Genomic DNA, 12,598 nt, shown 5'->3' on the forward strand with positions numbered 1-12,598 from the left:
TTACCCGAAATAGGCATTGGGTTTCCTAATGGTGGTTGAAATTGCAGGAAAATCAGACAATATGGAGAATAATGAATACTACCGAAAGGTTGACGTCAAAAATTGTAAAGGACTGGCTGATTGTTAAGCAATTTTGAGTAGAAATTGAATAGGCAATGCATGACACGGTTTAAATTGACTTTATAGGATTCAATGTCAATGGCACTTTGATTTCTTTTTAAAGGATAGACCCGATTTGCCACCAATTGGTTTACCAAAAACAGAATCGGGGTGTTTGGGGTAAAAAATTGACCTTTTCCGAAACTTCAGTTTTTTGTTTCGATTGTGCAAAAAAATAGGCTTATTGATTTTTGAATTTAAGTTTTCATCGATGAATTGGATAGCCATTCTTTCAGAAAATTCTTTTTACGAATTTACTGCCATACTTTTTCTGGCTGCGCTTTTTGGTGCCGTAGGCCAATTGTTGAAACAGCCTTTGATAGTGATGTTCATTGCATTGGGAATCGTGGTGGGACCATCTTTCTTGGATATCGTAAAATCCAAAGAAAACATCTATCTATTGGCAAAAATTGGGATCGCTGTGCTTTTGTTTATAGTGGGTTTGAAACTTGATTTAAGGCTGATTAAATCCACAGGCAAAATCGCCTTGTTTACAGGTCTTGGGCAGGTTTTTTTTACTTCCGCCATCGGTTACTTGATCGGGATATCCTTGGGTTTTTCAAGTCTCCATAGTTTTTACATTGCTGTGGCCCTTACTTTTTCCAGTACAATCATTATTGTAAAATTGCTTTCCGACAAAAAAGAAATTGACTCTCTTCATGGGCAGATCGCCATTGGCTTTTTGATTGTGCAAGATTTGGTCGTGATCATGGTGATGATCGTTCTCTCCACATTGGGGAGGTATGATGGCTCTTCCATGGTGTGGAACATTGGAAAAACCCTGTTGTCAACTTTCTTCATGATCTCTTTGACCTTGGTTTTTATGAAGTGGGTGATCCCAAGATTAAGTTTTTTTCTTGCCAAATCGATAGAAATCTTGACACTTTCTGCAGTAGCTTGGGCAGTAACATTGGCTACGATAAGTGAATTGATCGGTTTTAGCGGAGAAGTGGGTGCTTTTTTGGCGGGTGTGAGTTTGGCCTCTTCACCTTTCAAGGAATTGATCAGCAGTAGGCTTGTGAGTTTAAGGGATTTTTTGCTTTTGTTTTTTTTCGTCAATCTTGGGTTTGGGCTAAATCTTTCGGTGATAGGGGCGCAAATTCCCGCGGCAATCCTCTTTTCACTTTTTGTTTTGATCGGCAATCCGATCATTGTACTCATCATCATGGGAAGGATGGGATATCGAAAAAGGACTTCTTTTTTGGCTGGTTTGACGGTGGCCCAAATCAGTGAATTTTCCTTGATTTTTGCGGGGATGGGACTGACTATTGGTCACCTAACGGAAGAAATAGTAGGCTTGATCACCTTGGTAGGCTTGATCACCATCGCATTGTCTACCTATTTGATCCTTTACTCTCATTCCATTTATGGTTTTTTATCCCCATTCTTGTCCATCTTCGAGAAAAAGGACCCTTACCGGGAAGATGAGTTTCAATTTGAAACCAAAAACAATTTTGACCTGATCATATTCGGATTGGGCAGGTTTGGTGGAAACATTGTGCGGATCTTGGACAAACACACCCAGATCAAATATTTGGGAGTTGACTTCGATCCTCAAGTGGTCAAGGCTTGGCAAATGGCCAAGAAACCAATTCTTTACGGAGACCTTGAAGATCCAGAAATGTTGGAACATTTGCCTCTCAAAAAAGTAAAATGCATCATCAATACCATCCCCGGAGCAGATCATTCGCTTGGTTTTTTGAAACAATTAGAAAAAAATGGATTTAAGGGCGACGTTTTTTTGACCGCTTTGAATGACCGAGACAAACTTTTTATAAAAGTAGCTGATAATGTAAAGATTTTGCAACCCCACGAAATGGCGGCAAGCAATTTCTTCAATTCATTTTTGTCTTCTATATTTAAGGACCTGAAATTGGAAAAATAGATTATGCCCGAAATATGAATTGGACTTCCTAATTGGGTTGCAACTGACAAAAGAATCAGTCTAATTTAGAGAATGATGCATATTACAGATATGGTGAAATCAAAAATAGCTCATAACTATCTGATTATTAAAAAAATTTTAGGCTCGAATAGAATTGATGTTGTATTTAACGGGTAGAAGCAGATATTCTGTTCTTCAAAATCCAGTTGCTTAGCTTTTAATATTTTTATGAAGATCTATTTAAAAAACGTCAAAGAATTCTGGGTTTCGGATACCAGTTTTGTGACTTTGTTGATCATGTTGTTGTTTACTGTGTTTGTGCTTCCCGTGATGATTGATACAGAATCTGAAAGTACACTTTTCCTCAACATCATGTTCGTGTCTTTGTTTTTTGCTGGGATATTTTCCTCCAAAGAGCCCGCAATGATTGTGATCACTTCCACACTTTTTTTGGCTCATGTCATTTTGAAATTGATTCGTTTCAGTGATACTCCTTTTGAATATTACATGGTCGAAAAGGTTGTGGGCTTACTCAATTTGATGGTTTTTATTTTCATCAATTTCAAGCTATTGTTTCGAAACGATGAGATCAATACCTACCGAATCATTGGAGCAGTGAATGTCTACCTTTTATTGGCACTTTTTGGTGCCTTTGTCCTGGAAATCATCCATATTCAGACCGGCGCATCCATTATTGGAGATGTGAAATTGGTGGGTGGGGATCAAGATTTTTCCGACTACATTTATTACAGCCTTGTCTGTATCACCACGGTGGGTTTTGGAGATATTTTTCCTGCGAATGTTGCCAGTAAAATGCTATCGGTCTTTTTGTCTGCAACAGGCATTCTTTATCCTGCGGTCGTGATTGCAAAATTGGTTTCTTCAGGTTCAAGAAAGGACTGAGTTTAACCTGAAATATGTATTTTCTTTCAATTTCAATTCCATTTGGAAACCTATTGCATATTTCGGGTTCAACAGCGATCATAAACTTTACATTTTCATTTCGGCAGGATTAAAGTGTTGTTTACCATTTATCCAACGTATATTTTACTTATATAATTTGGAGTAAGATGTATGGAATTTGACTTAAATTGAAACCTACTGATCAAATGAACTATGCTGAAAAAATCTTTATTTGTCCTATTGGCATTGAGTATTGGTGTTTCTCTGTCGTGGGCCCAAGAAACCCGGAAAATAACAATTGATTCTGCCGTGGTCACCAATGGCGAAGTCACCGTCAAGGGAAAACGTGTCCCGTACAAGGCCACTGCCGGTACGATGCCAGTTTGGGACGAAGAGGGAGAACCCATCGCTTCCCTGTTTTTCACCTATTACGAGCGTACGGATATTTCGGACAAGACCACCCGACCATTGGTAGTCTCTTTTAACGGCGGTCCTGGGTCCGCCTCGATTTGGATGCACTTGGCCTATACAGGTCCATTTGTTTTGAATATCGACGAGGAAGGTTATCCAGTGCAACCTTACGGAACGAAATCCAACCCGCACAGTATCCTTGATGTGGCCGATATCGTCTACATCGATCCCGTCAATACAGGTTACTCTAGGATTGTTAAAACGGATACGCCTCGATCCACTTTTTTTGGGATCAATGCGGATATCAAATATCTTGCTGATTGGGTAAATACCTTTGTCACAAGACAAAATAGGTGGGCATCTCCAAAATACCTGATTGGTGAAAGTTACGGGACCACGCGGGTTGCCGGATTGGTCCATCAATTGCAAAATGCACATTGGATGTATTTCAATGGGGTAATTCTGGTTTCTCCAACACCAATGGGCTTGGAAAGAAGAGGTCCGGTGGAAGCCGCCAATTATCTTCCTTATTATGCCGCCACGGCATGGTACCACAAAGCCCTTGACCCTTCCTTGCAGAATAAGGATCTGGACGAAATTCTTCCGGAAGTGGAAGCATTTACAATCAATGAATTGATTCCTGCCATGGTAAAAGGAGGATTTTTAGAGCCTGCTAAGAAAGAGGCTTTGGCAAAGAAAATGTCCCTTTACTCGGGATTGAGCGAAAAATCGATTCTCCAACACAACCTTGCCGTACCCACCGGCTTTTTTTGGAAGGAACTTTTGAGAGAACAAGGACTGACCGTTGGGAGATTGGATAGCCGATACAGGGGAATCGACAAAAATGATGCGGGAGAAAGATATGATTATGATCCGGCATTGACTTCATGGAACCATGCTTTTGCTCCGGCTTTCAACCATTATGCAAAGAATGTGTTGAAATACAACACGGATTTGACCTACAATCTCTTCGGTCCCGTTCATCCTTGGGATAGGTCCAATGAAAATACGGGAGAGCAATTGCGTCAGGCCATGGCGCAAAATCCTTATTTGCATGTGATGCTTCAGTCGGGATATTATGATGGGGGTACAGATTATTTCAATGCCAAATACAGTATTTGGCAGATGGATCCAAGCGGGAAAATGAAGGATAGGTTTTCGATCAAAGGATACCGAAGCGGACACATGATGTACCTGAGGGCCGAAGACTTGGCTACATCCAACGAAGATATTCGGCAGTTTATACAACGCACATTGCCGGGAAAAGGCGTTCCGGCCAAATATTAACAAAAAACCCCTTGCGTTCACCAATGTGGGCGCAAGGGGTTTTTTTTTATCAGAAAAAATTAATGGGTAATTTTTTCTGTTGAAACATCAGAATCAAGTTCCTTTCTTAGAGAATTTCCTTAAAATCCTCCAAACTGCTGAATTTCTCTTTTGATCCCATCCATTCGCCAATCATCTGGTAGATTTCAGCTGGCGTTTTTCCGGATTTTCTAAGAAATTGAATGGAGGTATCTCCTGCAGATTTGGAGAGCTTTTGGTTATTGGCCCCCGTCAGGATATTGTGGTGGTGGAAAGTGTTCTGGGCAAATTCATTTTTGGGCAGAAAACCTGACAGATAGATCTGTGCTAGGGAAGAACCGAGAAGATCTTTTCCTCTTACGACAAGATCAACGCCATAATGGATATCATCCACAACGGATGTGATTTGATAGGATGGCAATCCATCTCTTTTTTTGACCATGAAATCGGCCAAGATCCCCGGGATTTTCCTGGTGATTTTCCCTTCGGTAATGGTTTTTATTTTCACCTCTTGATGCAATGGTGCCTTTATTCTCCAAGTTACGTCAGGCAGGTCAAAAGCTAATTTTCTTGTTCTGCAAAAACCTGTGTAATACCCCTTTGGGTCCATTTTTTCAATCTTGTTTCTGCTGCAATCACAGGCAAACAAGGAACCTTTTTTCTTCAAATCTTCCAATGCTTGTGAATAAAGCGGCATTCTCAGACTTTGGGAAAAGTTTTTCTCGAAATCCACCATGTCCTTTGGTCCGGAGTGATAGGGGATTTCCATAAAATCCAGCGTGTCAAAAATATCCTGAACGTATTTTTTTTTCACCCTTTCCTGATCAAGGTCATCAATCCTGAGCAGGATTTTCGCATTGTTTTTTTGCGCTAGCGAAGCTGTGATGATGAAGGAATAAACGTTTCCTAGATGAAGGAAACCGCTTGGGGTAGGGGCAAAACGAGTAAGTTTAAATGATGGCATTTGTATTTTTTATTTTAAAAGACCCGAAGTTAAGCATAAAAATTTTTTTTCGGCCATCGGTCCGGAATAATCCTATCAAAATCAAGTAATTTCAAAAAATGTCTAAGCCGTTTAAAAATACTTCCAATGGGATCAATCGGTTTTATTTAGTGTTTTTTAACGGAATATAATTTCATGCAATCATCTGGTTTGGTAATTTTGTTTTGTGATCAGGTTCTGTCTTCTCCTCTTGTTTTTTAGCGCCAGCCACGTGCCTGCGCTTTCCCAAAAATTGACGGGCAATGTCATCGATGCCTTGGACAAGGCTTATATTGACAAAGTCTTGGTGGTGAACCTTTCCAACAACGACAGCACGATCACCAATGAAAGGGGGTATTTCAGGGTCAGTGGTGTTTCCGGGGACTCCTTACATTTTTCCAAGGATAACTATATACCCAATACGATCTTAGTGGGAGAACAAACCCATTTTGTTACCCAGATCTATTTCAATGCCCGCTTGCTTCCCACATTTGATGTCTATGCCAATGAATTTAGAATTCCCTTCCAGGTGGGAAATGTATCCGGAATGAAATCCCTCGGAAACAGACCCACTGGTCCAGGCAAAATCTATACTGGCCTCGCAAATAATCCCTCCTTACAGCCAGGGCTTACCCTCGATGGGCCATTTTCCTATTTTATGAAAAGCGAAAGACATAAAAGGGAATATGCCAAAAAGCTTGATATCCTGTCCCGAAAAAAAGATTATTTGGAAGTCATCCAATCGGATTCGGTGATGACTGCATTGAAGGAAACCTTTTTGTTGGGAGATCGGGAATTGGACAGTCTCATTGTGGCCTTCAACCTCGAAAACCAGTATCATCAATTTTTGGATATGAATCGGGTTCAGGTGGAAAAATTGTTGTTGGAGTTCTTCCAAATCCATGCTTACAGGAAAAAATATTGAGCGATAGAATGTTTTGCAATAGCAACTTGGGGCATTATAGGGAATAATGGCCTGAAAATAAAATTGATGGGAGGTTCAGGAGTATATTAAAAAAAACACCTTAGGATTAAATTTTTCAAATTACCTGAATTCAGCAGCGACCAAGATTTTCCAGCATACCTCCGAAACATAGCAACGCAAAACCTTGAGTAAACGGACTAAAAATGGTCAGTGGATTTCAGGCATCTTCATCTTCCGTCTTCCAACTTCCAAACCTCTTATTTCCTCTTAAAGGACCATGTGACATAAAATTTGGCCACAATGTCACCCGTTGGATTGGTTCCTGTAGAAACCATCACCAAGGTATTGCTTTCGCCAGGCAGGAGCTTGTTGATCAAGTCGTCGAGTTCCTTGCCTTGGTTGCAGGTAAATGTGATTGTTTGATTGGCTTTTTTATGGTATTCCGCCCGGAAATCCACCACCAACATGCTGTATTTTCCTTTACCGGCCATGCTCAATTGGCAAAGTGCTCCCGTGCTCAATTCAGCTGCGCCTGCCAAAGCCGCAAAATAGGTGGATTTGAAGGGGTTTTGCGTCCGCCAAAAATAGGGGATTGTGACTTGGCAAACCTCTTCAGTCAACTCCTTGATTTTCAATTTCCAAAAAACGGCCGAGGGGAGTTTGAATAGCATGGCCCACCAAAAGATGAATCCGTTTTTCATTTTATTTTGATAGCTTTTTGCTTCTGGTGTCATTGTGTAGGATTGAAGAATGTAATAAAGTTTTAAATTAGGCAAAAAATGAAGACACTCGATTTTAGTGGCATCTTTTTTGGAGTATTGCACAAATAAATCAAAATTTTATGATTAAGAAAATTTCCTTTTTGTTTTTGTCGGGACTACTGATGTACTCTTGCGCAAAGGTTCCCTTGAGTGGTAGAAACCAACTTAGTTTGGTGAGTAATGCCGAGATTCTGCCAATGGCTTATGATCAATATGACCAGGTTCTGAAGGAAAGTAAGCTGGTAACCAAATCCGCAGATGGCCAGAAAGTGGTCAAGGTTGGAAAAAGAATCGCCGTAGCCGTGGACAAATATCTGAGAGAAAAAGGATACGCAGATGTTCTGGTTGGATTCGATTGGGAATTTAACCTGATAGAAAGTGATCAGGTAAATGCATGGTGCATGCCAGGCGGAAAAGTTGCCTTTTACACAGGCATTATACCGATATGCAGGGACGAGACTGGAATTGCCGTGGTAATGGGACATGAAGTCGCCCATGCAATCGCAAGTCATGCAAGAGAAAGGATGTCCAATGGATTGTTGTTGAATGGTCTTTTGGGAGGTGCCCAGGTAGCGATGGGACAAAATCCAACCTTGACCCAAAGTATATTTCTACAGGCCGTCGGATATGGTGGACAGTTGGGGATGTTGAGTTATTCAAGAAAGCATGAATTGGAAGCAGATCAGCTTGGATTGAATTTCATGGCAATAGCCGGTTATGATCCTAGAGAAGCTCCAAAATTTTGGGAAAGGATGGAAGCCGGATCAGATGGAGCAAGACCCCCGGAATTTCTTTCTACCCACCCTGGTCCGAGTAAGAGAAAGGATCAGCTGAACAAGCAAATGGCGGAGGCCATGGTGTATTATGAAAAAAACAAATAAAAAAAAGAAGCCTGGTTATCGCCAGGCTTCTTTTTTTATTTTTGGTTGAAACTTTTCAATTTTACCTGGGTAAACTTCCTTTTGGTATCCAAAGGAAAATCACCCTTCATCATCCAATCGTAATAAGAAGGTTCTTCCTTCAAGACCTGCACAATGGTTTTTCCTTTGTGCTTTCCGAAGTTAAAACATTCTTCGCCTTCGGAATTGAAAATAAACCTACCGGCCAAATCCACCATCTTCTCATTCAAAAGGGTGTGGATCTTTTTCATATCATTTTCCAAAGTGCCCAGTGGGTTGCCCAAAAGATCTTCAGCTGCAACTCCCTGATAACGGTCTATCTGCGCCTTGAATACCTCATAAGTGGCCAAAGTATCTGCTTCCGCACTGTGTGCATTCTTTAAGTCTTCTCCGCAATAGAATTTATAAGCTGCGGCCAAGTTCCTTTTTTCCATCATGTGGAATATTTTCTGTGCATCGAGAAGGTTTCTTTTTTCGATGTCAAAGTCAATGCCTGCCCGCAAAAATTCCTCAACCAAAAGGGGGATATCATATTTCAGCACATTGAAACCCGCCAAATCTGCTCCGGCAAAGAACTGGTGAAGTTCACGCGACACATCTTTGAATGTCGGGGCATCTTTTACGTCCTCGTCATAAATGCCATGGATCAAAGAAGTTTCCTTTGGAATGGGAATGGTAGGGTTGATTTTCATCGTTTTGATTTCTTCCTTTCCTCCGGGATGTACTTTGACGACAGAGATCTCTACGATCCTGTCCGTGGAGATATTGATACCTGTCGCTTCAAGATCAAAAAAAGCAATTGGGGTTTTTAAATTTAAATTCATCTTATATTTTTTGATTGATTTTCTGTTTTAAAATACTCAAGTCCATATCGTCATAGTTGCCCGAACTCATCAGCAGCAAATTGGTTTGCGCGTATTCCTTGGCTTCCAAATGGGTCTTCAACAAATTGATGTCTGTGAATACCAGCAAATCTTCCTTTTGGAATCCTTCGCGAAGGGTTTGGGCATCCATCAGCTCCAATTTTTTCAAAGATACGGCTTTTGGGTTTAAATAGACAATCGCCTCATCTGCTGCATCAAAGGTGTGTGCGTAATTGGAGATAAAATCCTTGTTGAGGGAGCTGTAAGTGTGAAGTTCCTGAACAGCCACCAATTTCCGGTCTGGAAACTGGTTCTTCACTGCATTCACAGTTGCTTTTAATTTTGATGGGGCATGTGCAAAATCCCTGTACAAAACACTGGTTTCAGAGCTTGCCATTGTTTCCTGTCTTTTTGCAGCGCCCTTGAATGAAGTAATGGATGCATAGAACTGAGCATCACTTAAGCCAAGACTTCCGCAGATTTCCAATGCACCTTGAAGGTTTTGGAGATTGTGCTCGCCAAAGATTGGGATTTCAATCTCGTTTTCGGGGGTTATCAGGTAGGTTTTACCGTCACGGATGGTATAAGGATGTGCTTTGTAAGGCACCAGATTTACATTGCTGATTTTGCAGTTCTCGCCCAATTGCTTGACGATGGAGTCTTCTTGGCAATAGATAAAAGTACCTGCGGGCGGAGTCATGTCCACCAGTTTTTCGAATTGTTCGCAGTAGTTTTCAAAGGTTGGGAAAACATTGAAATGGTCCCAAGCGATACCACTCATCAAGAGGATATCATGTTGGTAATGGAAAAATTTCGGTCTTCTGTCCAAGGGAGACGTAAGATACTCATCCCCTTCGATGATGATCATCGGCGCATCTGTGGACAAACGGACCATAAGGTCAAAACCTTCGATTTGGGCACCGACCAAATAATCAAAATCCAAGTCCTGTGCATTCAAAACATGGAGCACCATGGAAGTGATGCTGGTTTTGCCATGACTTCCCGAGATGACGACCCTGATTTTCTCTTGGCTCTGTTCGTAGATAAATTCAGGAAAGGAATAAACGGGAACACCCAATTCCTGCGCTTTGATCAATTCGGGATTGTCCTGTCTGGCATGCATGCCGAGAATGATGGCGTCGAGGTCCGGTGAGATTTTTTCTGGAAACCATCCTTTTGCTTCCGGCAATATCCCAGCTTTCTCAAGTCGGGTTCGGGAAGGTTCATAGATTTCATCATCCGATCCGGTGACGGTAAATCCTTTTTCGGCCATGGAAAGGGCCAAATTGTGCATTACTGCACCACCAATTGCTATAAAATGATACTTTTTAGACATTTTTTGAGGGTGATTCAAATGTTGAATATTATTATAATTCCATCGTTAAAGATAAGGATCTTGAGGGAAGGAAAGTCAATTTCATGTTTTTCAAGACCTTGGAAAATGGGGCTGATTTTTCCTTTGAAAATTTAATTTCCTCCAATTGGTCAAAGGTAAGGTTTATCATGTCCTTTTTGGAAAGTATCCGCTGGATTTCATGCCCAATTGTTTTTTTTATTTTTATATAAAAACTGCAATGGGACAGAAACGAGGAAGAATGTTCCAAAACAATATCCCTAAAAATCCGACGGGTGGAAGATAGGAGATTGATTGATTAGATGTTAGCGAATTTGTTGATAACTCGTGCATAAATTGTTTAAAACCTTTGGCCCAAACCTCTTACATTTGTCCCATGTCAGAAAATAAACCAGCAGGAAAAGACAGGCTCACAGGTCGTCGAAAGCCCGATTCATCCAATCAAATCGGTCTTGGGAAATTGCCTCCCCAGGCGATTGAACTGGAAGAAGCTGTTTTGGGTGCGTTGATGCTTGAAAAAGAAGCTTTGACGGCTGTAGTGGATATGCTCCAGCCCGAGAGTTTCTACAAGGAAGCGCACAAAGCCATCTATTCTGCGATCTTGGATTTGTTTTCAGAAAGTCAACCCATTGATTTGTTGACAGTGACAAACCAGTTAAGGAAAAATGGAAAACTTGAAATCGCAGGTGGTGCATTTTTTATCACCGAGCTGACTTCAAAGGTCTCCTCTGCTGCCAATATTGAATTCCATGCGAGGATCATCACCGAGCAGGCCATGAAAAGGGAGATGATCCGCATCTCCGGCGAAGTCCAAAAAGAAGCTTTTGAAGATACCACAGATGTATTTGAGCTCTTGGACAAAATGGAACAGTCACTTTTTGAAATTTCGGAAAAGAACATCAGAAAAAATTATTCCGATTTGAAATCCATCATGAAGGAAGCCATTCAGGAACTTGAAGCCAAAAAAGGCCAAAAGGATGGGCTTACCGGTGTGCCAAGTGGTTTTACTGCTTTGGACCGGGTGACTTCAGGCTGGCAAAAATCGGATTTGGTCATCATCGCCGCCCGTCCTGCGATGGGAAAGACTGCATTTGTCCTTTCGGTATTGCGGAATGCCGCAGTGGACCACAACAGGCCCGTTGCGATTTTCTCCCTGGAGATGGCTTCAGTTCAACTTGTCAACCGACTCATCTCCTCGGAGGCAGAATTGGACTCGGAAAAAATCAAAAAGGGAAATTTGGCGGATTATGAATGGGAGCAGCTGGTTCACAAAACCGCAAAACTTTCCAAAGCCCCGCTTTTTGTGGATGATACACCTGCTTTGACTATCTTGGAATTAAGGGCGAAATGCAGGAAGCTCAAAGCGCAACATGATATTCAGATGATCGTGATTGATTATCTTCAGTTGATGTCAGGAGATAGCAAATCCGGCGGAGGTGGAAACCGTGAGCAGGAGATTGCCAGTATTTCAAGGGCTTTGAAGAAAATCGCAAAAGAACTCAGTGTGCCTGTCATTGCCCTTTCCCAGCTTTCAAGGGCTGTAGAGACCAGGGGAGGAGACAAGCGTCCACAGCTATCGGATTTGAGGGAATCAGGAGCCATCGAGCAGGATGCGGATATCGTTATGTTCCTTTACAGGCCTGAATATTACGGTATTACCGAAGATGAAGATGGACATTCAACCGCAGGCGTGGGGGAAGTCATCATCGCCAAGCACAGAAACGGTTCCCTTCAAAACGTGAAGTTGCGCTTCATCGGCAAGTACACTAAATTCACCGATTTGGAATTGAACGTTCCTTATAAAGCCGAAGATGCACTCTATGGTAGTAAATTCCCAAGTGCAGCGGGCGGTCAAAGCTTTGATACCAGCAACACCATCCGTCTGGGCAGCAAAGCCAATGGCGGAGGAAACGAAGATCCATTTTCCGGAGGATTCGGCAGCAATGAACCTGCGCCATTTTAAGAATTAGATAATTTTTATCCTTGGTAGATGATGGGCTTCCGAAATCGATTGCTTTTTTGAATTGGTTCTAAAATTCAAAAGAATAAAATTCTCGCAATTTTTTGTCTATAAGACCAGTTATAAAGTCTTATTAGAACTTAATTCTTAATATTTTTTTTTACTTATTCCTTATTTTTTCAAATGTGAAT

10 protein-coding genes are annotated in these 12,598 nt (G+C 41.4%); 6 read left to right on the top strand and 4 right to left on the bottom strand.

From position 1 onward, the window contains the following. The first annotated feature begins 370 nt into the window (after nucleotides 1–370). The 3 genes from Q7J63_RS09945 to Q7J63_RS09955 all read left to right on the top strand — a co-directional run bounded on the left by Q7J63_RS09945 (nucleotide 371) and on the right by Q7J63_RS09955 (nucleotide 4,645). Nucleotides 371–2,044, top strand: coding sequence for a cation:proton antiporter (locus Q7J63_RS09945; protein WP_304885807.1), 1,674 nt, complete (start codon nucleotides 371–373; stop codon nucleotides 2,042–2,044). A gap of 228 nt (nucleotides 2,045–2,272) precedes the next feature. Continuing rightward, on the top strand, nucleotides 2,273–2,947 hold the full coding sequence (locus Q7J63_RS09950; protein WP_019598492.1) for a potassium channel family protein: 675 nt from the start codon (nucleotides 2,273–2,275) through the stop codon (nucleotides 2,945–2,947). 213 nt (nucleotides 2,948–3,160) lie between these two features. Then, nucleotides 3,161–4,645 carry a S10 family peptidase gene (locus tag Q7J63_RS09955; protein WP_304885810.1) on the top strand — a complete coding sequence of 495 codons (1,485 nt, stop codon included), beginning with the start codon at nucleotides 3,161–3,163 and terminating at the stop codon, nucleotides 4,643–4,645. Between the two features lie 106 nt (nucleotides 4,646–4,751). Here Q7J63_RS09955 and Q7J63_RS09960 read toward each other — a convergent pair whose 3' ends face one another. Continuing rightward, complete coding sequence (locus Q7J63_RS09960) at nucleotides 4,752–5,627, bottom strand: tRNA glutamyl-Q synthetase (RefSeq protein WP_019598490.1); 876 nt, start codon at nucleotides 5,625–5,627, stop codon at nucleotides 4,752–4,754. Between the two features lie 205 nt (nucleotides 5,628–5,832). Here Q7J63_RS09960 and Q7J63_RS09965 point away from each other — a divergent pair, with 205 nt between their 5' ends. Beyond that, a complete protein-coding gene (locus Q7J63_RS09965) occupies nucleotides 5,833–6,570 on the top strand; it encodes a hypothetical protein (protein ID WP_304885813.1) in 738 nt (245 codons plus the stop codon). 257 nt (nucleotides 6,571–6,827) lie between these two features. Here Q7J63_RS09965 and Q7J63_RS09970 read toward each other — a convergent pair whose 3' ends face one another. Then, on the bottom strand, nucleotides 6,828–7,304 hold the full coding sequence (locus Q7J63_RS09970; protein WP_304885814.1) for a DUF4442 domain-containing protein: 477 nt from the start codon (nucleotides 7,302–7,304) through the stop codon (nucleotides 6,828–6,830). Between the two features lie 107 nt (nucleotides 7,305–7,411). Between Q7J63_RS09970 and Q7J63_RS09975 the strand changes: the two genes are divergently transcribed. Next, the gene (locus tag Q7J63_RS09975; RefSeq protein WP_019598487.1) at nucleotides 7,412–8,212 is read left to right on the top strand and encodes a M48 family metallopeptidase; all 801 of its coding nucleotides are present in this window, start codon (nucleotides 7,412–7,414) and stop codon (nucleotides 8,210–8,212) included. Nucleotides 8,213–8,247: 35 nt separating this feature from the next. On the opposite strand, the gene Q7J63_RS09980 is transcribed toward Q7J63_RS09975, so the two are convergent. Next, a complete protein-coding gene (locus Q7J63_RS09980; RefSeq protein ID WP_019598486.1) occupies nucleotides 8,248–9,054 on the bottom strand; it encodes a 3'-5' exonuclease in 807 nt (268 codons plus the stop codon). Nucleotide 9,055: 1 nt separating this feature from the next. Then, nucleotides 9,056–10,429, bottom strand: a complete 1,374-nt coding sequence (gene murC, locus Q7J63_RS09985; protein WP_304885817.1) for a UDP-N-acetylmuramate--L-alanine ligase — start codon at nucleotides 10,427–10,429, stop codon at nucleotides 9,056–9,058. 394 nt (nucleotides 10,430–10,823) lie between these two features. Between murC and dnaB the strand changes: the two genes are divergently transcribed. After that, on the top strand, nucleotides 10,824–12,410 hold the full coding sequence (gene dnaB / locus Q7J63_RS09990; protein ID WP_019598483.1) for a replicative DNA helicase: 1,587 nt from the start codon (nucleotides 10,824–10,826) through the stop codon (nucleotides 12,408–12,410). Nucleotides 12,411–12,598: the final 188 nt, after the last annotated feature.

The sequence above is a fragment of the Rhodonellum sp. genome (assembly GCF_030656585.1).
In the GTDB taxonomy this organism is placed as follows: Bacteria; Bacteroidota; Bacteroidia; order Cytophagales; family Cyclobacteriaceae; genus Rhodonellum; species Rhodonellum psychrophilum.